21 protein-coding genes and 1 pseudogene are annotated in these 24,652 nt (G+C 59.0%); 14 read left to right on the top strand and 8 right to left on the bottom strand.

The window, feature by feature from the left end; translation table 11 throughout:
• Positions 1 to 268 precede the first annotated feature (268 nt).
• The 4 genes from OMP40_RS00350 (at position 269) to OMP40_RS00335 (ending at position 7,618) form a co-directional block, all read left to right on the top strand.
• The gene (locus tag OMP40_RS00350; protein WP_277528226.1) at positions 269 to 4,117 is read left to right on the top strand and encodes a carbohydrate binding domain-containing protein; all 3,849 of its coding nucleotides are present in this window, start codon (positions 269 to 271) and stop codon (positions 4,115 to 4,117) included.
• 254 nt (positions 4,118 to 4,371) lie between these two features.
• Positions 4,372 to 5,133 (top strand): metallophosphoesterase, encoded by a 762-nt coding sequence (locus OMP40_RS00345; RefSeq protein ID WP_277528225.1) that lies wholly within the window; start codon positions 4,372 to 4,374, stop codon positions 5,131 to 5,133.
• Positions 5,134 to 5,344: 211 nt separating this feature from the next.
• Entirely contained in the window at positions 5,345 to 6,457 is a 1,113-nt protein-coding gene (locus OMP40_RS00340; RefSeq protein WP_277528224.1) for an IS4 family transposase, read from the top strand.
• Between the two features lie 378 nt (positions 6,458 to 6,835).
• Positions 6,836 to 7,618 carry a dienelactone hydrolase family protein gene (locus OMP40_RS00335; RefSeq protein ID WP_277528223.1) on the top strand — a complete coding sequence of 261 codons (783 nt, stop codon included), beginning with the start codon at positions 6,836 to 6,838 and terminating at the stop codon, positions 7,616 to 7,618.
• Between the two features lie 74 nt (positions 7,619 to 7,692).
• Here OMP40_RS00335 and OMP40_RS00330 read toward each other — a convergent pair whose 3' ends face one another.
• The 3 genes from OMP40_RS00330 to OMP40_RS00320 form a co-directional block, all read right to left on the bottom strand.
• Positions 7,693 to 8,484 (bottom strand): sugar phosphate isomerase family, encoded by a 792-nt coding sequence (locus OMP40_RS00330; protein WP_277528222.1) that lies wholly within the window; start codon positions 8,482 to 8,484, stop codon positions 7,693 to 7,695.
• Positions 8,438 to 8,644: a hypothetical protein gene (locus OMP40_RS00325; protein WP_277528221.1), complete on the bottom strand. Its 207-nt coding sequence runs from the start codon at positions 8,642 to 8,644 to the stop codon at positions 8,438 to 8,440. Before OMP40_RS00325 ends, OMP40_RS00330 begins: the two co-directional genes overlap by 47 nt.
• A gap of 65 nt (positions 8,645 to 8,709) precedes the next feature.
• The gene (locus OMP40_RS00320) at positions 8,710 to 9,420 is read right to left on the bottom strand and encodes a PIG-L deacetylase family protein (protein WP_277528220.1); all 711 of its coding nucleotides are present in this window, start codon (positions 9,418 to 9,420) and stop codon (positions 8,710 to 8,712) included.
• Positions 9,421 to 9,611: 191 nt separating this feature from the next.
• Between OMP40_RS00320 and OMP40_RS00315 the strand changes: the two genes are divergently transcribed.
• The 4 genes from OMP40_RS00315 (at position 9,612) to OMP40_RS00300 (ending at position 12,579) form a co-directional block, all read left to right on the top strand.
• On the top strand, positions 9,612 to 9,908 hold the full coding sequence (locus OMP40_RS00315; protein WP_277528219.1) for a hypothetical protein: 297 nt from the start codon (positions 9,612 to 9,614) through the stop codon (positions 9,906 to 9,908).
• A 25-nt stretch (positions 9,909 to 9,933) separates the two neighbouring features.
• Positions 9,934 to 10,644: a helix-turn-helix transcriptional regulator gene (locus tag OMP40_RS00310; RefSeq protein WP_277528218.1), complete on the top strand. Its 711-nt coding sequence runs from the start codon at positions 9,934 to 9,936 to the stop codon at positions 10,642 to 10,644.
• A gap of 184 nt (positions 10,645 to 10,828) precedes the next feature.
• Positions 10,829 to 11,755, top strand: a complete 927-nt coding sequence (locus OMP40_RS00305; protein ID WP_277528217.1) for a carbohydrate ABC transporter permease — start codon at positions 10,829 to 10,831, stop codon at positions 11,753 to 11,755.
• The gene (locus tag OMP40_RS00300; protein ID WP_277528216.1) at positions 11,734 to 12,579 is read left to right on the top strand and encodes a carbohydrate ABC transporter permease; all 846 of its coding nucleotides are present in this window, start codon (positions 11,734 to 11,736) and stop codon (positions 12,577 to 12,579) included. The genes OMP40_RS00305 and OMP40_RS00300 overlap by 22 nt, the downstream gene beginning before the upstream one ends.
• A 92-nt stretch (positions 12,580 to 12,671) precedes the next feature.
• Here the strand turns inward: OMP40_RS00300 and OMP40_RS00295 are convergent, their stop codons facing one another.
• Positions 12,672 to 13,424 (bottom strand): SDR family NAD(P)-dependent oxidoreductase, encoded by a 753-nt coding sequence (locus OMP40_RS00295; RefSeq protein WP_277528215.1) that lies wholly within the window; start codon positions 13,422 to 13,424, stop codon positions 12,672 to 12,674.
• A gap of 16 nt (positions 13,425 to 13,440) precedes the next feature.
• On the bottom strand, positions 13,441 to 13,872 hold the full coding sequence (locus OMP40_RS00290; RefSeq protein ID WP_277528214.1) for a MarR family transcriptional regulator: 432 nt from the start codon (positions 13,870 to 13,872) through the stop codon (positions 13,441 to 13,443).
• Positions 13,873 to 14,138: 266 nt separating this feature from the next.
• Between OMP40_RS00290 and OMP40_RS39615 the strand changes: the two genes are divergently transcribed.
• The 5 genes from OMP40_RS39615 to OMP40_RS00265 all read left to right on the top strand — a co-directional run bounded on the left by OMP40_RS39615 (position 14,139) and on the right by OMP40_RS00265 (position 19,398).
• Complete coding sequence (locus OMP40_RS39615; protein WP_338130985.1) at positions 14,139 to 15,410, top strand: TetR family transcriptional regulator; 1,272 nt, start codon at positions 14,139 to 14,141, stop codon at positions 15,408 to 15,410.
• Between the two features lie 378 nt (positions 15,411 to 15,788).
• A complete protein-coding gene (locus OMP40_RS00280; protein ID WP_277528213.1) occupies positions 15,789 to 16,823 on the top strand; it encodes an ABC transporter substrate-binding protein in 1,035 nt (344 codons plus the stop codon).
• Positions 16,824 to 16,891: 68 nt separating this feature from the next.
• Positions 16,892 to 17,671, top strand: coding sequence for an ABC transporter ATP-binding protein (locus tag OMP40_RS00275; RefSeq protein ID WP_277528212.1), 780 nt, complete (start codon positions 16,892 to 16,894; stop codon positions 17,669 to 17,671).
• Entirely contained in the window at positions 17,652 to 18,518 is an 867-nt protein-coding gene (locus tag OMP40_RS00270) for an ABC transporter permease (protein WP_277528211.1), read from the top strand. The genes OMP40_RS00275 and OMP40_RS00270 overlap by 20 nt, the downstream gene beginning before the upstream one ends.
• Before the next feature lie 238 nt (positions 18,519 to 18,756).
• Entirely contained in the window at positions 18,757 to 19,398 is a 642-nt protein-coding gene (locus OMP40_RS00265) for a polysaccharide deacetylase family protein (protein ID WP_277528210.1), read from the top strand.
• A 360-nt stretch (positions 19,399 to 19,758) separates the two neighbouring features.
• Here OMP40_RS00265 and OMP40_RS00260 read toward each other — a convergent pair whose 3' ends face one another.
• The 3 genes and pseudogenes from OMP40_RS00260 to OMP40_RS00250 all read right to left on the bottom strand — a co-directional run bounded on the left by OMP40_RS00260 (position 19,759) and on the right by OMP40_RS00250 (position 22,403).
• Positions 19,759 to 20,619, bottom strand: coding sequence for an SDR family oxidoreductase (locus tag OMP40_RS00260; RefSeq protein ID WP_277528209.1), 861 nt, complete (start codon positions 20,617 to 20,619; stop codon positions 19,759 to 19,761).
• Complete coding sequence (gene uxuA, locus OMP40_RS00255) at positions 20,616 to 21,707, bottom strand: mannonate dehydratase (protein WP_277528208.1); 1,092 nt, start codon at positions 21,705 to 21,707, stop codon at positions 20,616 to 20,618. The genes OMP40_RS00260 and uxuA overlap by 4 nt, the downstream gene beginning before the upstream one ends.
• Positions 21,704 to 22,403: pseudogene (locus tag OMP40_RS00250) on the bottom strand (GntR family transcriptional regulator). The gene uxuA and the pseudogene OMP40_RS00250 overlap by 4 nt, the downstream one beginning before the upstream one ends.
• 409 nt (positions 22,404 to 22,812) lie before the next feature.
• Between OMP40_RS00250 and OMP40_RS00245 the strand changes: the two are divergent.
• Positions 22,813 to 24,216 carry a transposase gene (locus OMP40_RS00245; protein ID WP_420871864.1) on the top strand — a complete coding sequence of 468 codons (1,404 nt, stop codon included), beginning with the start codon at positions 22,813 to 22,815 and terminating at the stop codon, positions 24,214 to 24,216.
• The last annotated feature ends 436 nt before the right edge of the window (positions 24,217 to 24,652 follow it).

Raw genomic sequence — 24,652 nt, 5'->3', positions numbered from 1 at the left:
TTTCGCGCGAAAATCGACAGTCCGCCCGAAAGAGGGAAACCGGTTTCAAAAAAACTTGTTGACGCGTTCGCAAGCGGGATGCTACGATTCGATTGGGCCCGGCTTAACCGTTTCAACGTCGACGTTTTGTTATTTGTGCAAACGTTTTCGCAAGCATCGACAAAGGAAGGAGATGTAAGCGCAGGCATAAGGCTTCGCTTGAAATGTAAGCGCATTAATGTGAGCGAAAAGCGAAAAGGAAATGGAATATAGAGAGGGGAATGAACAAATGAAACGACGCAGCAGGCAAAAATGGCTCGGGCTCGTGGCGGCGATCATGATCGTGCTGTCGATCCTTAGCCCGGTCGCGCAGGAGCGGCCGGCGGAGGCCGCGGGCACCGATCTGAAGGTGCACTTCAAGCCGCCTAGCGGATGGGGAGCGCCGCAGCTGTATTATTACCAGACGAGTCCGGCCGTGTCCGAGCCCGTCTGGGCTTCTTCGCCCGCGATGACCGCCGAGAGCGGCGGCTGGTACGGCTATACGATCGCAGGCGCGACGAGCGCGCGCGTCATTTTTAAGGATAGCAGCAATCACCAGACGCCGGCTTCCGGGCAAGCGGGACTGCTGCGCGACAAGGAAGGCTGGTATACCGGCTCGACATGGACGGATACGAATCCCGACGCGCCCGATACGACCGCGCCGTCCGTACCCGCCAACCTGACCAGCACGGCCAAGACGGATACGACGGTGTCGCTCTCGTGGTCGGCCAGCACGGACAACGCCGGGGGCAGCGGCCTGGCGGGCTACGGAATTTATCGCAACGGCACGGCCGTAAGCACCGCTGTTACGGGGACGTCCTTCACCGACACCGGACTGACCGCCTCGACGGCTTACACGTACACGGTTCGGGCCAAGGACAGCGCCGGCAACTGGTCGGCAGACAGCGCCCCGGTCACGTTGACGACGAACGCGCCGGGCGCAACGAACAAAGTAACGATTTACTACAAGAAGGGCTATACGACGCCTTATATCCACTATCGTGCGGCAGGCGGGACTTGGACGACGACGCCCGGCATCGTGATGGATGCGGCCGAGGCGACGGGGTACGCCAAGAAGACGATCGATATCGGCTCTGCGACGCAGCTTGAGGCCTGCTTCAACAACGGTCTCGGCCAATGGGACAGCAACAACGGCAATAATTATCTATTCGGCATCGGCACATGGACGTTTAATGCCGGCGTCATCACGGCAGGCGCGCCGGCGGGATCGTCGCCCGACACGACGGCGCCTTCGGTTCCGGCCGGCCTCGCCGTGACGGCGAAGACGGATTCGACGATCTCGATCTCCTGGACGGCAAGTACGGACAACGCCGGAGGCAGCGGCGTAGCGGGATACGAAGTGTACAAGGAAGGCACGCTTGTCGATGCCAACGTGACGGCGACCGCCTATACGTTCACGGGGCTGACCGCTTCCACGGCCTATTCGCTCACCGTACTGGCCAAGGACGCTGCGGGCAACAAGTCGGCGCAGTCGACGGCGCTGTCCGCGACGACGTCGGCTGTGGGCACGGGCAATCAGGCCACGGTCTATTATTACAAGACGACCCGCGGCTGGTCGCAGGTCAACCTGCATTACGCGCCGACGGGCGGTACCTGGACGACGTCGCCGGGCGTCGCGATGAGCGAGGAAGCCTGCACGGACTGGACCAAGCTGACGGTCAATCTCGGCAGCGCGACTTCGATGAAGGCCGCGTTCAACAACGGCACGGCCTGGGACAACAACAACGGCAACAACTACACGATCGGTACCGGCATTACGACCGTGAGAGACGGCGTCGTGACCGCCAATGCGGCCGTGCCTTGCCAGCCGCTCCCGCCGGACACGACGCCGCCGTCGGTGCCGGCCGGCGTGACCGCTTCGGCGACCAACCTGACGATCTCGCTCAGCTGGACCGCCTCGACGGACAATGCGGGCGGCAGGGGCGTGGACGGCTACGAGATCACGCGCACCGGCGGCACGCTGGGCCAGAAGACGTATACGACGACGCAGACGAGCTTCTCGGAGTCCAATCTGGAAGCCCAGACGACGTACGCCTATACGGTCAAGGCTTACGACAAGGCCGTGCCCGCCAATAAGTCCGCGGCCAGCGCGGCGGCTACGGCCAAGACGGGCGACGCGCCGCTGCCGTCCGCCGGCGGCACGCCGCTCGGCGGAGACGCGCGCGAGGACTCGATCTACTTCGTGGTGACCGCCCGCTTCAACGACGGCGATACGTCGAACAACCGCGGCGGCCAGCTCAACGTCAAGTCCGGCAATGCGGCGAACAACGATCCGATGTTCCGCGGCGACTTCAAGGGCCTGATGGAGAAGCTCGATTACGTCAAGGCGCTCGGCTTCTCCGCGATCTGGATCACGCCGGTCGTGCTCAACCGCTCGGACTACGATTTCCACGGCTATCACGGATACGACTTCTATCGCGTCGATCCGCGCCTGGAATCGTCGGGAGCGAGCTATCAGGATCTGATTAACGCGGCGCACAACAAGGGCATTAAAATTTATCAGGACGTCGTCTACAACCACTCCAGCCGTTGGGGCGCCAAAGGATTGTTCACTCCGACCGTATTCGGAATCCGCGACGCGCAGTGGAGCTGGTATTACGACGAGAAAATACCGGGGCAGGAGTATGACGGCTTGTATCCGACGGGCGTTTCCGCCAAGACATACAACGGCGACTTGTGGTCGACGGCCGCGCCGGCGAACAATACGTGCGCCAACTGGGGCACGCCGACGAACAACTACAGTTCGGAGGGCTACCGCATCTACAATTGCCAATGGCCGAGTCCGACGTCCGGCATGTTCCCTTCCACGCTTTATCACCAATGCTGGATCGGCAATTGGGAGGGCGAGGACGCGCGCAGCTGCTGGCTGCACGAGGATCTCGCCGACTTCAACACCGAGAACGCGCAGGTGCAGGACTACCTGATCGGCGCCTACAACAACTTTATCGACATGGGCGTGGACGGCTTCCGGCTCGATACGGCGGTGCATATCCCGCGCACGACCTGGAACAGGCGATTCCTGCCGGCCGCGCAAACCCACTCGGCGACCAAGTTCGGCGCGAGCGGGCAGAACTTCTTCATGTTCGGCGAGGTTGCGGCCTTCGTCAACGACAAATGGAACCGCGGCTCGGTGAATCACTCGGCGCAATTCTATACGTGGAAGGAGCGTCAGACGTACAGCGCGGACGACGCGGCCGCGTCGCTCGAGATGTATAACTACGAGCAGCAGCAGGGCACGGCGAACCAGCCGACCTCGAACAACGCATTCCTGCAAGGCAACAACTATCATACGCCGGACCACAGCCAGGCATCGGGCATGAACGTTATCGACATGCGCATGCATATGAATTTCAGCGACGCTTACAATGCGTTTACTAACGGCAAGGACTCGGACGATTCGTACAACGACGCGACGTACAACGTCATGTATGTGAGCAGTCACGATTATGGGCCGAACAAGTCCAGTACGGCTTACAACGGCGGCACGGACGCATGGGCGGAAAATATGAGCCTGATGTGGACGTTCCGCGGCATCCCGACGATCATGTACGGCGACGAGATCGAGTTCCAGGCCGGAAAGACGATCGATTGCGGCTCTTCCTGCCCGCTCGCGACGACGCGCCGCGCCTACTTCGGCGACCATCTCGCGGGTACGGTCGTCGCGTCCGGCTTCGGCCAGGTCGCTTCTGCCACGGGGCAAGTCGCGACGACGCTGCAGCAGCCGCTCGTCAAGCATCTGCAGCGGCTCAACATGATCCGCCGGCAGATCCCGGCGCTGCAGAAAGGGCAGTATTCGACCGACGGCATCTCGGGCGGCATGGCGTTCAAGCGCCGGTTTACGGACAGCGGGAAGGGCGTCGACAGCTTCGCGCTCGTGACGATCAGCGGCTCCGCCAGCTACACGGGCATCCCGAACGGCACCTACAAGGATGCGATTACGGGCGACGTCAAGACGGTAACGAACGGCACGATGTCCGTATCGCTGTCCGGCAAGGGCAACCTGCGGGTGTACGTGCTGGACCTGCCGGGCAACCCGGCGCCGGGCAAGATCGGGACGGACGGTCCGTATTTGAAATAGGAACATCTCCCACGAAGTTGGAGCAGCCAGGCGAAGCGGCGGCCGCGCATATGCGCGGCCGCTTTGCCGTTTTTGGCTGCGCGCGCTTGTTTCCCGGCGCCGTCCGGCGGCCGGCAGGCGTTGCCGGAGGCCGCCTTGCGTGCGAATCGCGCCTTACCGGGTAAAGAAGGACATGCGGAACTATATTCTGGTGATTCGTCCCGCCGGCGCTGCGCCTGCGGCGGCGGATCCCGCCACAGGAGGTGCGCGGGGTCATGAAGAAGACGCGTACGCTTGCGATCAGCGACATTCACGGCTGCGCGGAGCAGTTGAAGCGGCTGCTGGACAGATGCGGCTTCGACGCGAATCGCGATCAGCTCGTCCTGCTGGGCGATTATGTGGACCGCGGCCCTCGGAGCAGGCAGGCAGTCGCCCTCGTCCGGCGCCTGGTCAAAGCGTCGGGCGCGATCGCGCTGCAGGGCAATCACGACCGGCGATTCGTCCGGGTCATACAGGGCAAGGCGCATCCCGAGGAGCTTCGCAATTTTTTCGAAAAAGGAGGCGCCGAGGCGATCGGCAGTTATCTGGGCCCGAATTATAAGTCGAAGATCGTGCCTGAGCGGGTCGCCGAATATCGTGCGCGAATCCTGTCCTGCTGCGCGGAGCATATTCGATTTCTGGACCGTCTGCAGTATTACTACGAGGATGATGGCTTCATATACGTGCATGCCGGCCTAAACCCGGATATCCGCAATTGGCGGCAGCAGAGCGTCATGGATTATCTTTTTATCCGCGAGGCGTTCTACAAGCATCCGGTGACGGCAGGCAAGACGGTCATCTTCGGTCATACCAAGGCGATCGAGCTGCATAACAAGCCGGACGTCTGGTTCGGCGGCGACAAGATCGGCATTGACGGCGGATGCTCGTACGGCTACCAGCTCAATGCGCTGGAAATTGTAGACGGTGCTGTGTCACGGGTATACGTTGAGCCTGCCGTGACCGAGAGCCGGCAGACGGCAGGACGCCGCTCCCCATAATGCCCGATAAATCGACGCTGCCAGGCCTTTATGGACGGAGAATTGCGAACGGCTCGCATGACTTCTGCCCGCTCGCCGCCGCTACCGGGATACGCGAGTATAGCGCAAAATTGTACGCCTGTTGATTATCAAAAAAATAATAGCAAAAAGACCGCTCACTCCTGTAAAGTGTTTGTACCCCTACAAACCCTACGGAAGGTGAGACGGTCTTATGAAACATCGTACAATGTTAGCTCCCATTCTTCAATCCCTGATTCCTAACGAGGAGCTTCAACCTTTGTTACAGGAAGCCAATTATGTCGATACAGCAAGGAAATTTACAGTTTACGAGCTCTTTATCTTTCTTGCTGAAGCGGCGCTGGGGAAGTGGGATGGCTATCGGGACGGAGAAAAGCGAATGATCGTCTGTGGACTGCGCCCGGCGGATCACTCAACAATCTCCAAAAAAGCGAAAGAGGTTCCGTTCAACGTCTTTAAACAATTGCTGCATCTGTTGATTCGTAAATGCAATCGCTCTACGCGCAGGCGTCTTCGGCTTCCGAAAGAGCCGCTAGCAGTCGATTCCACAACCATTTCTGCCGGTCAAAATCGGCTGCCTTGGGCGCCATCGGTCAAAGGAGAGAAGAGCGGCATTAAGCTGCACGTGTCCTTATTGACAGAGACCGGCGAACTCCATCGTGTAACGGAATCGACAGGGAAACAGCACGACTCAACCCTGTGCCATGTAGTAACGGACTCGAATTTCATTCTGGTTGCGGATCGTGCATACGGAAAGCATAAGCAATTTGATACCTACATGGAGCAGGAGCAACGGCAGTATTTTGTCATCCGGGTGAGATACAACACGTTCCTGCATGAGCCTGTTTATCGCGATCGAAAACGTCCCTACAAACATACGATTGAGCAAGATTTGACCTGCCAACTCGGAACAAAGGCGCGCTTGACCCGCCATCGATTTCGGGTCGTGAAGCTAAAGGATCCCCAAGGCAACCCGGTTGTTCTCGTGACCAACTTGCACCGTCCCTCGGCGGAGAAAATTGCAGAAATCTACCGACAACGGTGGCAAATCGAAGTATTTTTTCGATGGATTAAACAGCATTTGAATGTGCCCAAACTATTTGGAAGGACACCGAATGCCGTTTACGGACAATTATATACCGCATTGATCGTATACGTGCTGCTCCAGTACGTGTATGTGCAGGGAAATAGCCAGGTTCACCCCAGCGCACGGTTGTCTTTTGCGGCGTTTGACCGACTAATCAGCTTGGCTGCCTTGCCTCCCGAATGGGTGGTTTATTTGGCTCACCATTTATCACTACCATGACCTAGATACTGGTAAATCAACAGGCGTACAAAATTGCGCTATACTCCCTGGCATAGTCACTTTCCGTTCGCCCGCCGCTACCCCGGGATACGCAAGAGTAGCGCAAAATTGCGCTATTTCTTTCATAAGATGGGGCCCCGAATCGCAGGTTTGGTAACTGAGGTTGCCTGACCGTCCGACGCGCGTCAGCGCCTGGCAGGAAGTAGCTTGCGCAGGCGCTGAGAAGGCAAGTCGCAAAGGAGGAAATACGCGATGAAGGTGGAACTGATTAATGTCGGCGAAGAGAATCGCGCGGACGGGCGACTCGCCTCAGGTCTGTCGTTAGCCGCTAATATGCCGCGAAAACGATCCATATAAAGAATCGGGGGAGCAGACGGTATGGGCGAATACAAGCAAGAAGATCGGGGGGCCACAAGCGGCACGGAGATCGTGGATCATATCCCGCTGATCTGGGAGCGACCGATGTCCGGCGCAAGCCGGGATCTGGTCGTTTGGCTGCCGGGACTGACTGGTAACAAGGACGCGCTGCGCGAGCATCTGCGACGGTTCGCGGACGCAGGATTTACGGCCGTCTCCTACGATCCCTACGAGCACGGGGAGCGTATGCGCGAGACGCCGGAACTATTCCGGCAAAGACTCGGCGCGAACAAAAGGCGGTATTTTTGGCCGATGATCGCCCTTACGGCCGAAGAATACCCGCGCGTCATCGACTGGGCGTTCGAGCGGTTCGGCCTGGACGGCGCAGTCCTGGCGGGCGGGATCTCGATGGGCGGCGACATCGCGGTGACGGCGGCTGGCCTTGACAGGCGCATCCGGGCGGTGGCGGCTTGCATCTCAACGCCGGACTGGCTTCGTCCCGGCTCGGACGAGGCGCCGAGCGAACCCGACACGTATGCCTGGAATTGCTACCGGCGGCGCAATCCGCTGACGAACGCCGCGCTGTATGCGCACGCGCCGGCGATCCGGTTCTTGAACGGCGCGGAGGACGGGCATGTGCCGCCGGACGGCGCGCGACGATTTCGTACGGCGCTGGCGGATGCGTACGCGGCATGCCCGGATCGCTTCGTCGTAACCGAATACGAAGGCGTAGGCCACGCATTCACGGAAACGATGCTGCAGGACGCGCTGGCGTGGTTCCTGCTTCACCGCAGCGACGATTAAGAGGACAAAAAGGGACAAAGCAGCGTGAAGCGTTGCTTTGTCCCTTTTTCATTTGAGAGTGCTTGCGAGCCGATTCAGTTAATCTCCGCGCCGAGCGGTCCCGCCAGCTCCTCCAGGTAGAACAGCGTGCCCGGCAGCGTCGGCATAAAGGAGGACGGCAGCCAGCGGTCGGGGCCGTGGCGAAGCGTGGTCCACAGCGAGAGGCCCTGCCATTGCATGCCGCGGCCGAGGGCGCCGTCGCAGCCGCCGAGAATGCGGTCGGACTGCAGGAACAGGCCGGGGCCGATCGTGTTGGCGCGGCACGGGACGAGCGTTGTGCGGCTTTTGAAGCTGGTGATGGCGTTCTGCTCGATCGTCAGCGGATGCAGTTGCGCGGCAATGCGGTGCGTCTCGGCCGCCCAGGCCGCATCGTCCGCGAATTCGCCGCCGAAATGCGGCTCCCAGAAGGCGATGTGCATCGCGCGACCGATGCCGAAGACAGTGATGAGTTCGGCGCCGTCCGCCTTGAGCGCGGCGATCTTGCCGGCATAAGTCGGCAGGTTGTCGGCCGTGGCGAAGTTCCGTTGGCTCTCCGGCACGGCGAGCTCCCCGAGCGGGAGGAAGAGCGCCTGCTCCATCGCGTATTGGAACGAGCCGGGGTTATCGGACGGCAGCGTCCGGCCTTCGTCGTCGCTCCATTCGTCCATATTGAACGTATGAAGGTGTCCGCAGTCCGTGCCCCATTGCCGCAGGAAATAGGCGGTCCACTTGTACATGCCCATCGGGCCCGCAGGCAGAATCATCGCCAGCTGCCTGCCTTGCTCCTTCGCCGTGCGAATTTCAAGGGCGATGGCATGACCCAGCTTGACGTCGAGCTCCCCCGACATCCGCGCAGCCCACCGGCGCGAATGCCGGATGCCAGAACGGCTGGCGCTCGCCGATCGTCTCGGGGGCGTGGGCGCAGCAAGCGTCGATCCGGGCCAGATCCCAGCCTTCGGGATAGAAATTTTCCAGCAGCGAGCCTTTTAACGTCGTCATGAGATCCATTCGAGCAGCTCCTTTGTAATGATGCGTAAGCGATTTTTATTTTCAAATCATCTTCCTTGCCGTCATCAAGGCAGCAACCGCTGCGTCGGAATGCGCGGCCATGCCTGGCAGGCTTTGAAGCCCTCCGCATAACCGGCGCCGCACTGCAAGCCGCGGAACTTGGAGACGGTCCGCACGAAATCGAGAAAATCGATCCCGTCATGCTCGTACAGCCACTTGATCTGACTCTGATGGCTGTCGTTCATGGCGATCTTCACTTCGATCTCGCCGGTGATGTCGACATACTCCGTGGGCAGGAAGCCGACGCCGGCGAGCGTGTCCATATAGTAGATCGGCGGTACTTTGTCGTGAAAAGGAAATTCGGAATCCGGCGCATAGTGCGAGATGGAGGCGGCGAAGCTGGCATCGAAAACGGCGCGCGAAACTTCCATATGATCCTTCATATAATCCTCGGGCGGATGCGTAATGATATAATCCGGGCGCACGCGGCGAATAAGTTTAACGAGTCCCGCGATCAATTCGTCCTGGTCGGCCTTTACCGACAGGTCGGGGATGTCCAGGCTTACGACCTCCGCGCCGATCAACGCGCCTGACTGGCGAGCTTCCTCCTTGCGAATATCGCGAAGCGTTTCCGGCGGTATCGTTCGATGCCCTTTGTTCCCGTTCGCGACATGCGCCATCGTCACGCGGTGCCCCTGCTTGGCAAGCTTGGCAAGCGTCCCGCCGCAACCGATCTCCAGATCGTCGGGGTGGCAGCCCACGGCCAGCACGTTCATATTTATTCAGCTCCTTATGGCTTAGGTGGCGATCGCGATCCCATCCGCTTTTATTGTAGCGTCGAGGCGCGCCGGGCGATTTATCAAAAAAGAGCGCGGCTTGTAGCAATTGTGCCGGGACTGCGCGTTCTGCTCGACGGATGCTATAATGGGTGAAAATGAGAGCGATACCGGAGCGCGGAGGTGAGAGGATGGAAGCCGCTGAACATGCGGACAAGCGAACGGAAGGCGCCGAATCGGCAGCAGGCGGGCAGACGGAACTCTCGGCGGAAGAAAAAGGCCCGGTCGAATCTGGCGGTAACTTTGGAACCGGCGAGGCGGGCGTCCATGCGCAGTCCATCGCTTATCCGCGGACCCGACTGCAGATCGAACTTTCCGTCCGCAGACTCATTTCCTTCCACTACTTCGAATTCGCGCCGGACTTCAAGTTCGAGGGCGAGAAGCACGATTTTTGGGAGTTCGTCTACGTGGACAAAGGGGGAGCTTGAAGTATTCGCGGATACGGAAGGCTACTTGCTGAGGCAGGGCGACGTTATTTTCCACAAGCCGGGCGAGTTCCACGGCGTCTGGGCGAACGGCGTCCGGTCCCCAAACGTCATCATCGTCTCGTTCGAATGTCCTTCGCCCGCCATCGTTCATTTTAACAACCGGATCTTAACGCTGAACGACCGGCAGAAGGAGCTGCTCGCGCAGCTGATCCGCAGCGGGTTCGCCGCTTTCCGGCCGCCTTACGACGATCCGCTCGACCATACGCTGCTGCGCAGACCCGACGCGCCGTTCGGCGCGGAGCAGTCGATCAAACTCTATCTGGAGTTGCTGCTGATCGACCTGTACCAGGCCGGCTGCGAACCCGCGCGCGAGCAACGGCTGTCCAGCGCCGTCACGATCCGCAGCGAGACGGATCTCGCTTCGCGGATGGTCGCTTATCTCGAAGCGCACGTCGAAGGGCAAGTACGCCTCGAGCTGATCTGCCGCCACTTTCATATGAGCAAGACGCATGCGCTCGCTATATTCAAGAAGTGCAAGGGACTTAGCATTATGCGGTACTACCGGCAGCTCAAGATCGAACGCGCCAAGGCCATCATCCGCGAGCAAATGCATACGTTCACGGAGATCGCCGCGATGCTGCATTATCCGACCGTGCACAACTTCTCCCGGCACTTCCGCCACGAGACGGGCATGTCTCCTTCGGAATATGCGCGGACGGTGCAGGCGCGCCGCTGAAGAGGCGCTCATCCTCAAGCGTTGCGCCAATAGAACATTTTGATGTTTCCGCTTCGCGAAGCCGCCTCCGGGCGGCTTTTTTTTGCATGGATATGTGCGATGAAAACGGTGGATTTGTTCCTTATGGGATCGGCGCCCGATTGATAGACTGAAGCTATTCATTCGAGAAGCGAGGTTTATGCGCATGTACAACAACTGGATGAGAAGGCAGCGTCTGCTCGGCTACGTGTTCATCGGCCCCAGCATGCTTGGGGTTCTGGTGTTTTTCCTGATCCCGGCCGTCTATTCCTTCGGCCTCATGTTCACGAATTACAAGTTCATGAGCCCGAACGTCGAATTCGTCGGCGCAGACAATATCGTGCGCATGCTCCACGACGATCTTTTCTATCTGTCGCTGCGCAACACAGTTATTTTTCTGCTCGCGGTGCCGGTATCGATCGGGCTCGGCTTTGTCGTCGCGGTCATTTTGAACCAGAAGATTTATTTGAAAAAGCTGCTGCGGGGCTTGTACTTCATGCCTTATATCACAAGCGGGGTGGCTGTCGCGTTCGTCTGGATGCTGCTGTTCCAGCCGAAGCAGGGGCCGATCAACGGGTTTCTGCGCAGCGTCGGCATCGCGCATCCGCCGGGCTGGTTGTCGACCACGACTTCCTCGATGTACGCGATCGACATCATCTGGGTATGGTTTTTGCTCGGGTACAACATGATCATCTACCTGGCCGCGCTGCAGGAGGTATCGTCCGAACTGCTCGAAGCCGCCAAGATCGACGGCGCGAGGCCGACGCAGATCTTGCGCAAAATCATCTGGCCGCTCGTCAGCCCCACGACGTTCCTGCTGCTGATCACCGGACTCATCATGACGATCAAGACGTTCGGCATCATCCAGGCGACGACGCAGGGCGGTCCGGGCAACAGCACGACGATCCTGTCGCTTTACGTGTACCAGAACGCGTTCCGTTATTACGAGATGGGCTACGCCGCCACGATCTCCTGGGCGTTGTTCGCGATCATCCTGCTCATCACCCTTCTGCAGTGGCTGGGTCAAAAAAAGATGGGTTCATTACTAAGCGGCCAAGGAGGGCATCGACGATGGAGCTTAAAAGAAGTCTGACGTCCGGCGCGGCCGGCAGGCTGCTCGTCACGGTCATTATGCTGGCATTGGCGATCGTCATGATCGTTCCTTTTCTGTGGATGATCAGCACGTCGCTCAAGACGCCGGCCGAAGTATTCAAATATCCGATCGAATGGATTCCTTCGCATCCGACGTGGGCGCATCATCACAAGGTGTGGACCGGTCCGAAGAGCTTCGGCACGTATTACCTGAACTCGCTCAAAATCTCGATCATCGGCATGCTCGGGGCGACGTTCCTGTCGGCGTTCGCGGCATACGGCTTCGCGCGAATCGAATTTAAAGGACGCAACGCGCTGTTCATGATCTACCTGTCGATGATGATGGTGCCGCCGCAGGTGCTGTTCGTGCCGAAGTTCATCATGTTCGAGTGGGCCAGCATCTACAATACGCATCTGGCGCTTATCCTGCCGGGCTTGTTCACGATTTTCGGAGTATTCATGCTGCGTCAGTTTTTCCTGTCGATCCCGCACGAGATTTCCGAATCGGCGTTCCTCGACGGGGCCGGTCACTTCCGCATCTTTTTCCGGCTCGTCCTGCCGCTGGCCAAGCCCGCGCTCGCCACGCTCGCGATCATCGACTTTTCCTGGCAGTGGAACGACTACGAGAACGCGCTCGTGTTCCTGATCGACGAGAAGCTGTACACGGTCCCGTTGGGCCTGCAAAACTTCATTTTGGAAAACACGGTCGACTACAACGGCATGATGGCCGCGGCGTCGGCCGGCATCCTCCCGATGATCGCGGTGTTCGTCATCGGCCAGCGCTTCATCATTCAAGGCTTGACCAATTCTGCGGTGAAAGGATGATTCGTTCTTGACGCATGATGGTCCGGCCCAAAGCTAAAAAGCCTTTCCCGGGCGCAGGAGCGCGCGTTGCCCGGGAAGGGCTAAAAGCGGGTTTACTTGGCGTAGTAGCCGCCGTCGATCGGCAGCTCGACGCCGGTAATATACGACGATTCGTCCGACGCCAGGAACAGGACGCCGCGCGCGATGTCCTCGGGCTTGCCGAGCCGCCGGAGCGGCGTCTGGGAGAGCGCCCATTGGGTCATCCGGTCGTCGTTGAAAAGGCCGGCGGTCATCGGCGTCTCGATATAGCCGGGATGCACGGAGTTCGCCCGGATGCCGAACTGCGCGTAGTCGACGGCAGTCGCCTTGGTAAGCATGCGCACCGCGCCCTTGCTTGCGGTGTATGGACCGGTGCCGCTGCCGCCCGTGAGGCCGGCGATCGACGAGATGTTGACGATCGAGCCGCCGCCGGCTTCGATCATGTGCGGGATGACGTGCTTCTGACCGTAAAAGACGCTGGATACGTTGATCGACATTGTCTTGTCCCAGCTCTCGGCCGTCATCTCCAGGAAGGGCGTCGCGTTGGATATGCCCGCGTTGTTGACCAGAATGTCGATTTTGCCGAAGGCTTCGACGACCTCCGCCACGATGCGGATCCAGTCTTCCTCGGATGCGACGTTATGCTTGAAGCCGAGCGCGGTGCCGCCTGCCGCTTCGATTTCCTTGACGACCTCCTGAAGCTTCTCCTCCTGAAGGTCCGTGATCGCGACCTTCGCGCCTTCCTGCGCGAACAGCAGCGCATCCGCTTTTCCCATGCCGCCCGCGGCTCCCGTAATGATCGCGACCTTGTTTTCCAGTCTTCCCATGATCGATAACCTCCCGTTATATTTTCGATTGCAAATGCGCCGACATCTTGCGGTATGCCTCGATCAGCAGATCCATTTCCGTATCCGAAAAGCCGTCCCACATCCCGCTCGTCAGTTCCTTGTACTTGTCCAGCATGCGTTTCTCGAACGCCCGGCCCGCATCGGTGATCCTCAGCAGTACTTGCCTGCGGTCCGCCTCGGACATCTCCCTTTCGGCATACCCTTTGCTCACCAGCTTGTTGCTTAGATTCGTTACGGCGGGGAGCGACACGTCCAGCAGACTCGCGAATTGCGATACGGTCATCCCGTCCTCCCGGGCCAACGTCTGGAGCATGTAGTACTGGGGCGCCGTTATCTCGCTCTCCAGAAGCTTGGCGTAGCTGGCGACGACGGTCAGCATCTGATTCGCGAACAGCGTAGACAGCGTCTCCTGTTTGTCCAGCTTCAACACCTCGATTCTTTCATGTAGTTTAATTCTTTTAATGATTCATATATAAATAGTTAATACCTTTTAACTATTTTAAGTTTAGCGAACCGCCGCTCTCCCGTCAACCTTCGCGAACGGGGAAACTGGACGATGATTTGCGCCTGCATGAAGACCAACTGCGATAACGCGATAAGCGCGTTCCCGGAAGCGTGCTTTTTAACGTGCGTTCCATGGTGGGGGTTGAAAAAGAAGGGGAAAAGCGGTAGTTTAAAAGAAAAGGGATGTTAGTGACCACTAACTATCTAGAAAAGGGGGAGGACCGACTTATCGCATACGACGAGACCGACAGCAGAGAAAAGCTGATGCAGGCCGCCATCGACCTCATGGCCGACAGAGGCTTCAAAGGCGTATCGACCAAGGAAATCGCGGCGGCGGCTGGCGTGAGCGAGATGACGTTGTTCCGGCGCTTCGGCACGAAGCTGTCGCTGCTAGAGCAGACGGTGGAGCGTTACCATTATGCCGACGAGATGACGAGCGCGTTCGAGGAAAAAATCGTCTGGGATCTCGGCAAGGATCTGAGGTCGATCGGTCGTATCTATCACGAGATCATGGCGCGCAACCGCAAGCTGTACCGGATCGTGCTCAAAGACGACGCGCTCGCCGGCGTGCGGGAGAAAGCGCAGCGCCATCCGAAGAAGCTGCTCGAGCTGCTGACCGGCTACTTGAACGAGATGCGGCTTGCGGGCAAGCTCGTCGAGACGGATACGCGAATGCAGGCGATGACATTTATGTGGACGCATTTCGGCGCGTTCGTCTCCCGATTGTACGGCGGCGATCCGCTGTCCGAGGTATCGATGACGGACGTCGTCGAATCGAGCGCGGACCTGTTCGCGAAGGCGTTGACGCCTCAACATGCAGAGTGGAGGAGCGACGGGGAAATGGACAAGACGGCGAGTGGCGAAGCGGCAAGCGCGGTCGGCAAAACGAAGGATGCGGGCTACCAGATCGGCGTGCGCAGGACGCTGCCGGTAACGGTGGAGGAGGCCTGGCGATTTTTGACCGATGCCAAAGGTATGCGCGTTTGGCTCGGGGAAGTCGATGGCGCGCTCGTGCGCGAGGGGGGAGAACTTCGCGACGCGGGAAGGGGACTCGGGAAGGTTTACGGTCGTCAAGCCCTTGTCCCACATGAGGCTGCAATGGATGAGAAGCGATTGGGAGGCGCCTTCGACGCTTCAGATTCGCGTGCTGCCTGCCAAGCAAGGCGCCACGGTCAGCATCCATCAAGAGAAGCTGTCCGGTCCGGCGGCCCGCGTGGAAATGAAAGCGCACTGGGAAGGCGTGCAGGAGGCGATCCGGTCGCGCTTGGAAGGCGAACCGGGATAGGCGCCGATCTAAATGCGGATTTAAACGCCGATCAAGGCATATGGCGATCATCGAATGATGGTCTCAATATGCGCTTGATCGGCGTTTTTTTTATGTCTTCGCCATCCCATTCGCGTTGCGATCGCCTATCGGCCGGTTCGGCGGGCTTGGACGGGGCGCGGGAAAAGCCCGCCTAGCATATAATGCATTTCCTTCGCGAATCCGGGCGATGCGATGCTGCGCACGGAGCTTGACCTAAGCTCGCACCGTCCGGGGAGGAGGCTGCTCGCCACCACACGAATAGCGCAAAATTGCGCTTTTCCCGCCCAAGAGTGACCAACGCCCGCTCCATCGCTGCCATATTGCCCATGGAATAGCGCGAAATTGCGTTATTCTCGCCCAAGAGCGAGTACGTTCGCTCTGCCGCCACGATGCTGCTCAAGGAATAGCGCAAACTTGCGCTATCCCGCCCAAGAGTGACCAACGCCCGCTCCATCGCTGCCATGCTGCCCATGGAATAGCGCGAAATTGCGTTATTCCCGTCTCGTTTCAAAATGAAAGGGAGGCTAACCACCATGTTTAAGCTGAAAAGACCCGTCCTGCTGCTGCTCGCCGCGCTGCTGCTGGCATTCGCGGCCTCGTGCGGCGGCGCGAACGCGCCGTCCGCGAGCCCGAGCACAGGCGCCGGATCGTCCGCTTCTCCATCGCCGTCCGCCGCCGAGCCGAGTCCAGGCGCGACCGTCGCGCCGAAGGAGATCGTGACGATCAAATTTTCCGAAGTCATCCGTTCGATCTTCTATGCGCCTTACTATGCCGCGATCTCCCAAGGTTATTTCGAGGAAGAAGGCCTGAAGCTGGACATGAACACGGCCCAAGGCTCCGACAAGGGCGCGGCGGCGCTCATCGCGGGGACTGCTGACATCTCGCTCGTCGGACCGGAGACCGCCATCTATATCTACAATCAGCAAGGCGACAAAAAGCTGAAAGTTTTCTACCAGCTGACGATGAAGGACGGCTCGTTCCTGCTGTCCCGCTCTTCCGTCGACGCCTTCGACTGGCACGCGCTCGCAGGCAAAAAAATCATCGGCTGGCGGCCTGGCAGCGCGCCACAGATGGTGATGGCTTCGACGCTCAAGGCCCAGGGCGCGGAAGGGACGAACGTCGTTACGAACATCGCGGCTCCGGCGATGGCAGGCGCATTCGCGAGCGGGCAGGGCGATTATATCCAGCTGTTCGAGCCGGTCGCTTCCACGCTTATCGCGGAAGGCAAAGCCTACTACGCCGCTTCGCTCGGCGAGACGTTCGGCGACTTCCCCCGAGACGTCGTTCGTCGCGACTTCGGACTACATCGCCAAAAATCCGGAGATCGTTCAAGGCTTCGCGAATGCCGTCGCCAAGGCGACCCGTTGGCTGGCGAGCGCGTCCGACGACGAGATCGCAACGGCGCTCTCGCCTTATTTCGAAGGGACGCCGAAGGAGAGGATCGTCGAATCCGTCCGTCGCTATCAGAACCAGGATACGTGGCCGGCCACGCCGGCGCTGACGCCCGAAGCGTTCGACAAGCTTCAAAGCGTGCTGATCGACAATGGCGTGCTGAAGGCAGAGGATAAAATCGCCGATATGAGCGCGATCGTCGACATGTCTTTCGTCGAGCGGATCGGGGAGGCGGGATGAACCGATGGCGCAAATCGAGCTGCAGGGCGTCGGGCTAAGCTACTTTACGCCGAAGCAAGAGACCGAGGCGCTTCGAGACATTCACGCTACGATCGAGCGCGGGGAATTCATCAGCGTCGTCGGACCGAGCGGCTGCGGGAAAAGCACCTTGCTGTCTCTCGTTTCCGGTATGCAAAAGCCGACGAAGGGCAAGGTGCTGATCGACGGGGCGGAGGTGCGCGGCGTCTCCCCCAAAGTGGGCTACATGCTACAGCACGACCATCTGTTCGAATGGCGGGACCTGCTGAACAACCTTCTCGTCGGCGCGGAGATCCGTCGCATGGATATGAAAAGGGCCAAGCGAAAAGCGCTCGAGCTGCTCGAGCGCTACGGTCTGGGCGGGTTTGCGGGCCACCATCCGGCTCAGCTGTCCGGCGGCATGCGGCAGCGGGTGGCGCTCATCCGGACGCTTGTAGCCGAGCCGGACATTTTGCTGCTCGACGAGCCCTTTTCGGCGCTCGACTATCAGACGCGTTTGACGCTTGCCGACGAGGTGTATCGCATCATCAAGGATCAAGGCAAGACGGCTTTGCTCGTGACGCACGATATCTCCGAGGCGATCGGCATGGCCGACCGCGTGATGGTCCTGTCGAAGCGGCCGGGTACGATTGCCAGCGTCCATGACATTCGCTTCGATGAGGGCGATGGGCAGTCTCCATTCAAAAAGCGCGAAGCCGCACGCTACCATTCGTATTTCAATGCCATCTGGAGGGAGCTGGAAGGTCATGTCGTCCAACCCGGTTAAAGACGCGCGGCATGCAGGGGCGGCAGGGACAACTGCCGCTTCCATGGGGACAGCCTCGGCTCCGTACAAAAAATATTTGCGCGCGCAGCGCCGCTTGCGAATGGCCGTCTGGCTCGCCAGGTTCGCGCTGCTCGCGGCTTTCCTCGGCGTCTGGGAGCTGGCCGCAGATCGCAAATGGGTCGACGCCATGCTGACGAGCCGCCCTTCGCAGCTGGTAGCTTCATTCAAAAGCCTGGCGCTCGAAGGCAAGCTGTGGCACCATGCTTGGGTGACGACGTCGGAGACCGTCATCGGATTGACGCTGTCGATGGCGATCGGCACGGCGATCGCGGTGGCGCTCTGGTGGTCCTCGTACGCGTCCAGGGTGCTCGAACCTTATATGGTCGTGCTGAACGCGCTGCCCAAGGTAGCGCTCGGTCCGATCTTCTATATATGGCTTGGCGACCGCTACTCGGTATACGGCATGGCAATCGCCATCTCGGTCATCGTCACGATCATGATGCTGGAGTCGGGCTTCAAGGAGATCGGGCAGACGAAGCTAAGGCTGATGGAGTCGTTCGGCGCGACCAAGCTTCAGACGCTGCGGATGGTGCTGTTGCCCGCGAGCGTACCGAATCTCGTCGCGACGCTGAAGGTTAATGTCGGTCTCACGCTCGTCGGCGTTATCATGGGTGAATTTTTGTCGTCGAAAGCGGGGCTCGGCTATATGATCATTTACGGCGGTCAGGTGTTCCAGATGGACATGGTCATGGTCGCCATCGCGCTGCTCGCGGCGCTCTCGATGGCGCTCTACGGAGTCGTCTCGCTCCTCGGTCGTTTCGCGCTCAGGCGCCACCCTTATGATTAAACGCATTCCGCCGCGCCGCCGCCGCAAGTCGGCAGCGCGACACGGCGGATGCAAGGCGTATGTCGGCGTATATCGCCGCTTATCGCCGTCCCCGATCCGAGCATTCCGGCCGAGATCGTGCCCAGTAGCTTATCGCCGCTCCGATAGCAGGAAAAGAGTGAAAAAACTTCAGAAGTCGTTTAAAGTTTGAAGTGGAATAGGTACACTATTTTCTCGTACATAAGGAGACGTTGTCCGAATGAACCAAGCCGAAGACCGATTCGCACCTTCATCCGAGATGATCTCGATTCACCCCACTTCCGTCAAGGCTGTCGCCATCACCTTCGACGACGGTCCGAATCCCGAATTTACGCCGCAAATACTCGAGATTTTCCGCGAGGAGGGTGGGCGGGCGACGTTCTACATGACCGGCGAGCAAATCGAGCGTTATCCCGATACGGCGAGGCTCGTCCACGAGACCGGTCATGAGATCGGCAACCATAGCTATGCGCATCCGAATTTGACAGAATTGGACGAGGATGCCGTCCGGGCGGAGCTTGTCCGTACCGGCGACTTGATCCGCGAGACGGTGGGCGTGCGGTCCGAGACGTTCCGACCGCCCTATCTGGCGACGGACGCGATGGTCGAACGCATCGCGCGCGAGCTCGGCTATGCGGTCATCGGCGGCGTGAACGGCGCGGCACGGGATTGGGAGATGCCCGGGGCCGATCATATACTGGAGGCCTCGCTCGCCGTCGCGGAGCCGGGCAGCATCTTCGTTTTCCACGACGGCTACGGCGACCGCTCGCAGACGGTCGAGGCGGTGCGGGCGCTCGTGAGGACGCTGAAAAAGGAAGGATACGTCTTCTTGACGGCCAGCGAGCTGCTCTCCCAGGCATAACAAATCCAAAAAAGCCCAGCGCCAGATGCGGCGTCGAAGCGGGAAGATCCGCTTCGACCCTATCCTGCTGGGCTTTTTTTTGGCAGCTCGAGAAGTCTCAATTGGAAACAACGCTTACGCCGAGCCAACCTTCCACGCAAAAGTAGTCCTGACCAGAATCAATTCTATTCACGCCTCGACCCTGCTTAACAAGGAAGTCTTAACCGGAAATAAACGAAACCTCGCGACAGTCTCCTGAAAAAAAGAAGTCCTGACCAGGAGCAATCCCAGCCTTGTCTCGATTACGCTCGATAAGGAAGTCCCAACCAGAACAACAATTGCGCTGCGCCGGCCCTCCATGCAAGAGACGCAAGCTCGTCGTCACACGCCGGCGTATGCCATAAAACCGCCGTCGACCGGTATGAACGCGCCGGTCACGAAGCCTGACGCCGCGTCGTCGACGAGCCAGAGCAGCGTGCCGAGCAGGTCCTCCGGCTGGCCGAACCTGCGCATCGGCGTGTGCGCGATGATCTTGCCGGACCGCTCCGTCAGCGAGCCGTCCTCGTTTTTGAGCAGCGCGCGGTTCTGCTCGGTCAGGAAGAAGCCCGGCGCCAGCGCGTTGACGCGAATGCCCGATTCGGCGAGATGCACGGCGAGCCACTGCGTCCAGTTGTTGATGGCTGCCTTCGCGGCGCTGTAGGCAGGCACCTTGGTCAACGGGGACGGGGCGCTCATCGAGGAGACGTTGACGATGACGCCGCCGCCTCGCTCGGCCATCGACCGGCTGAAGATCTGGGACGGGATAAGCGTCCCCATGAAGTTCAGGTCCAGCACGCCCCGGAAGCCGGCTGCGCTGAGGTCGAAGAAGGTGGTCACGCCTTCTTGCCCGAGGTCCTCGGGGCGGAAAATCTCCTGGGTCGTGTTGGCGCTCGGATGATTGCCGCCCGCGCCGTTGATCAGGATGTCGCAAGGCCCCAGTTCCCGCGAGACGACAGCTTCCGCGGCGCGAACGCTCTCCGCGTCCGTGGCGTCGCAGGCGACGGCGATCGCGATGCCGCCCGCCGCGCGGATGTCGGCAGCGACCTGCTCGCCTTTTTCTACCGTCCGGTTCAGAACGGCCACCTTGGCGCCTTGCCGGCCGAGCTCCTTCGCCATCACGCTGCACAGAACGCCGGAGCCGCCGGTGATGACGGCGACCTTGCCGGCGAGCGATTCATGGATCGGGAGAAGATTCGCGCTCATACGGCAGCCTCCTTGGCTTTGGCGTCGGCTGCCGCGCGCGCCGCCGCATCCCACAGTCCCCACAGGTACATGATGCCGAGCGCGCGATCGTACAGCCCATAGCCGGGACGGCATACCTCGCCCCAAAGATGGCGCCCGTGGTCCGGCCGCGCATAGCCGGTGAAGCCGACGTCGTGGTACGCCTTCACGATGCCGGCGATGTCGACGGAGCCGTCCTGCGTCCGGTGAGAGGTTTCGATGAAGTCGCCGTTTTCGTACACGCGCACGTTGCGGATATGGGCGAACGGAATGCGGTCCGCGAACTCATGGATCATGGACACGATATCGTTGGCCGGGTTGGCGCCGAGCGAGCCGCTGCACAGCGTGATGCCGTTGGACGGACTGTCGTGCAGCGCGAGGAACCGGCGGAAGTTGGCCTGGCTCGTCATGATGCGCGGAAGACCGAAGATGGGCCACGGCGGATCGTCCGGATGAATCGCCATTTTGATGCCGTTCCGGGCCGCCACGGGAATGATTTCGTCCAGGAAGTAGCGAACGTTTTCCCACAGATCCTCCTGGGTGACGTCTTTATAAGCCTCGAACAAAGCGGTCAGATGCGACAGCCGCTCCGGCTCCCAGCCCGGCATCGTTAGCTCCGAGTTTTCGTTGATCTGACGGACCAGCTCGAACGGGTCGATGTTGTCGATCCGGCTTTTTTCGTAAAAGAGAGCGGTGGAGCCGTCTTCCATCTCTTTGTGCAGTTCGGTCCGCAGCCAGTCGAACACGGGCATGAAGTTGTAGCAGACGACTTTGACGCCGACCTGGCCGAGCTTCTCCAGCGTTCGCTTGTAGTTTTCGATGTAGACGTCCCGGCTCGGTAGTCCGAGCTTGATGTCCTCGTGAATGTTCACGCTTTCGACCACGTCGATGTTCAGACCGGCCGCGTGCGCTTCGTCCCGTAACGCCAAAATTTTCTCCATCGGCCACTCTTCGCCTGCGGGCATGTCGTGCAGCGACCATACGATCCCCTCGACGCCCGGGATCTGCCGGATCTGCGCGAGCGAGATCGTATCGTTGCCCGTGCCGAACCAGCGGAACGTCATTCTCATGGCTTGCCGTCTCCTCCCGATATGAAATATTGCGGAAACTTGTCCATCAGATGCGCCAGATCGCGAACGCCGAGCAGCAGATGCTCCTGCATGATGCGTTCCGCCCGGTCGGCATCGCCTTCCTTGACGGCCCGAAAAATCGTCTCGTGCTGCTCGTACAGATGCTGCCAATGGCGGTCCGCCACGAGCCGCAGCATCCGGCTGCGGTTCAGATGCACGTTCATCTGCCCGATCGCGCGCCACGTATTGAGCTTCCCGCAGCCGTCGAACAAGATCCGGTGGTACGCTTCGTCCAGCTCGAACAAACGGCGGTCGTCCGCACGCTCGATGCTCTTCAGTTGCAAGGCCAGATTGTCCTCGAGCGCGTGCAGATGCGCTTCGGGAAAATGCGCGCAGGCGAGCCTGACGACGGCTCGCTCGAGATGCTCGCGCATGAACCTGGCTTCCTCGACCAGCGCCGGATCGATGAGCGAGACGAACGTCCCCCCGCTGCGGCAGCACCTGGACGAGTCCCTCCTGGGCGAGGCGCACGAAGCTCTCGCGCACCGGCGTCCGGCTGACGCCGAGCACGAGCGACGACTCCTTCTCGGACAGGGCGGTGCCGGGCGCCAGCTCCAGATTCAGAATTTGCTCCTTCAGCTTCGCGTAGACCGTCTCCCGCGCCGATGGCTCCTGTGCGCGTCCGTTCGTATACATGGCAGCATGACTCCTTTCGGGCTTGCAAAAACATCCTACCATACTTGTATGGTAGTGTGGTAGAGGTTTTTTTGGAGTTCTTACTGTACGAAGCACGTCGAATAAAAGCCTGCAAATTTGCAGGCTTGTGATGTCAAAGCCCGACGACATATTGAATTCCTGCAAATATGCAGGCTTTCGAACAGAAGGTTCACGAATAAGAGTGAATGAATCAAAAAAAGATGTATATAAAGTCAATTTCATAATTCAAACCCCTTGCTACGACTGACTTTTTTTGGCGCACCAAAAGAGGAGTACCTCCCCACATTCTCGAAATTAAGGTTAGCCACCCAAAACGAGAAAGAAAGGAAGTACTCCTACGATACCAATTCGACAGGAAGAGCTCTTTTCCTTTGAGACCCTTCTAAAAATGTCCCCGGCGTCAAAAGACGACCTCATTTTGGAAGAAGTTCCTATTGCGAAAATCTTGTACGCCATCAGTAGCTTCAAACGACGTGGTCGGCCCGAAAGCTTGAACACCAGAGCGATGATCTTTTCGCTTATCCTTTGCAAAATCGAGCATATTCGCTTCATCAAGGACCTGGTCAACCGTCTGAAAAGCAGTGCAGAATTCAGATTGCGCTGTCACTTTACAGGCTCTGATCGGGTACCGAGCCAAGCCGCCTATTCCAGGCTTTTCACCAAACTTCAGCAGTCCGGTATCCTGCATGAGGTCATCGATATTACGGTGGATGCAGCGATTACAGAAGGCTTCCTGAAAGGTGAAAGCATGGCGGTGGACTCTTCGCATGTGGAAGCCTTTGACCGAAACCCCAAAATTGACGCGTCTAAACCGGCCCCGTCCATTCTCCCCAAGGAGGTAGAAGACAGCGAAGAGCCTGCTTTTCTGGACGCCGTCAGCCATGTCCCGCAGCCAGCCCCCAAGCCCGAGAAACCCAAGCGTGTCAAACGCGGGCGCGTCCCCAAAGCCGAGGAGGCCGCGTGGCGTGCGCAAGTCGAGGCCTATGAAGCTTCGTTAACACACTTCGAAAAGGAAGTTGCGGGGATGTTGTCTTGCAGCTACGAGGAACTCATCGCGGACATGCCGACCTATCCAAGTGTAGGAGCAAAAGGCGATCCCCGCGGAAGCGGACGCGTAAAATATTGGTACGGCTACAAGCTCAATTTGTTAGTGGATTGCCAGAGTCAGTATATTGTGACTGGCGTAAACTGCTCGGCTCATGTAAACGACCAACGTCCGGCGATCGTGCTGCTTAAACGATTAAAAGAGCGGTTCCCAACACTCCAGCCTAAGTACGTGTTAGGCGACAAAGGTTACGATAGCGAGCCCGTTTACCAGCAAGTTAGAGATGTAGGTGCATGTTCGCTTATTCCGCTTGTTCATCGCACCAAACTGCCGGATGGTGTAGATAAGCACTTGCGCCCAACGTGCAAACAAGGTCATTCGTACCGCTACGATAGCTATGATGCGACTCGGGATACTGTTAAATTTGTAGCACCCAAAGAATGCGCAGCCTGTCCGTTTCAAGCCGACGGCTGCCAAAAGGTGATAAAAAAACAAGTAAAAGAGGATGTTCGTAGATATACTGCACCTGGGCGAGGCAGTGAAAAGTTCCATCAATTATTTAAACAGCGGACCGCGGTTGAGCGTGTCTTTGCCTATTTAAAACTTTATCTGGAATTAGGCACGACGCGAAAGCTTAAAAGACGTGCATTCGTAGATATGGACTTAAGTTGTCTCACATACAATGTATGCAAACTTGCAATAGATAAATTAAACAAGCGCATCCGCGAAGCAAAACCAGCCGCTTAACCTCAAAAAAAAGGACTTCCCCAACATTGGCCTCATGCTTGGCTCCATCACCAAATGAATTCTGAAATTGACTTTATTTGCAGGTTTCTAAGAAACACGCCAACGCTTACTTACAATGCACGCTTCGGCGTCCTCACCAAGAACGCTGAGAAAACAAGTCTTTCGATTTGACACACCCGTTTCTCTCGAACGCCGTTCGCACAAACCGCCATTTTCGCGAAGATCCCGCCCGCACGAACATCCCGCCCGCATGAACATCCCGCCAGCATGAACATCCTGTCCGCACGAATTTCCCGCCAGCATGAACATTCCGCCCGCAAGAACATCCCGCCCGCAAGAACATCCCGCCCGCAAGAACATCCCGCCCGCACGAACATCCCGCCAGCATGAACATTCCGCCCGCACGAACATCCCGCCCGCACGAACATCCTGCCCG

The sequence above is a fragment of the Cohnella rhizosphaerae genome (genome assembly GCF_029525575.1).
GTDB classification, from domain to species: Bacteria; Bacillota; Bacilli; order Paenibacillales; family Paenibacillaceae; genus Cohnella; species Cohnella rhizosphaerae.
Note: the sequence above shows the minus strand (reverse complement) of the source record. Positions and strands in the feature narration are given on the sequence as shown.

Bases quoted from the DNA above. Each gene is read 5' to 3' on its own strand.
- OMP40_RS00350 (WP_277528226.1), top strand. From the start codon at position 269: ATGAAACGACGCAGCAGGCAAAAATGGCTCGGGCTCGTGGCGGCGATC.
- OMP40_RS00345 (WP_277528225.1), top strand. From the start codon at position 4,372: ATGAAGAAGACGCGTACGCTTGCGATCAGCGACATTCACGGCTGCGCG.
- OMP40_RS00340 (WP_277528224.1), top strand. From the start codon at position 5,345: ATGAAACATCGTACAATGTTAGCTCCCATTCTTCAATCCCTGATTCCT.
- OMP40_RS00335 (WP_277528223.1), top strand. From the start codon at position 6,836: ATGGGCGAATACAAGCAAGAAGATCGGGGGGCCACAAGCGGCACGGAG.
- OMP40_RS00330 (WP_277528222.1), bottom strand. From the start codon at position 8,484: ATGTCGGGGGAGCTCGACGTCAAGCTGGGTCATGCCATCGCCCTTGAA.
- OMP40_RS00325 (WP_277528221.1), bottom strand. From the start codon at position 8,644: ATGGATCTCATGACGACGTTAAAAGGCTCGCTGCTGGAAAATTTCTAT.
- OMP40_RS00320 (WP_277528220.1), bottom strand. From the start codon at position 9,420: ATGAACGTGCTGGCCGTGGGCTGCCACCCCGACGATCTGGAGATCGGT.
- OMP40_RS00315 (WP_277528219.1), top strand. From the start codon at position 9,612: ATGGAAGCCGCTGAACATGCGGACAAGCGAACGGAAGGCGCCGAATCG.
- OMP40_RS00305 (WP_277528217.1), top strand. From the start codon at position 10,829: ATGTACAACAACTGGATGAGAAGGCAGCGTCTGCTCGGCTACGTGTTC.
- OMP40_RS00300 (WP_277528216.1), top strand. From the start codon at position 11,734: ATGGAGCTTAAAAGAAGTCTGACGTCCGGCGCGGCCGGCAGGCTGCTC.
- OMP40_RS00295 (WP_277528215.1), bottom strand. From the start codon at position 13,424: ATGGGAAGACTGGAAAACAAGGTCGCGATCATTACGGGAGCCGCGGGC.
- OMP40_RS00280 (WP_277528213.1), top strand. From the start codon at position 15,789: ATGTTTAAGCTGAAAAGACCCGTCCTGCTGCTGCTCGCCGCGCTGCTG.
- OMP40_RS00275 (WP_277528212.1), top strand. From the start codon at position 16,892: ATGGCGCAAATCGAGCTGCAGGGCGTCGGGCTAAGCTACTTTACGCCG.
- OMP40_RS00270 (WP_277528211.1), top strand. From the start codon at position 17,652: ATGTCGTCCAACCCGGTTAAAGACGCGCGGCATGCAGGGGCGGCAGGG.
- OMP40_RS00265 (WP_277528210.1), top strand. From the start codon at position 18,757: ATGAACCAAGCCGAAGACCGATTCGCACCTTCATCCGAGATGATCTCG.
- OMP40_RS00260 (WP_277528209.1), bottom strand. From the start codon at position 20,619: ATGAGCGCGAATCTTCTCCCGATCCATGAATCGCTCGCCGGCAAGGTC.
- uxuA (WP_277528208.1), bottom strand. From the start codon at position 21,707: ATGAGAATGACGTTCCGCTGGTTCGGCACGGGCAACGATACGATCTCG.
- OMP40_RS00245 (WP_420871864.1), top strand. From the start codon at position 22,813: ATGTCCCCGGCGTCAAAAGACGACCTCATTTTGGAAGAAGTTCCTATT.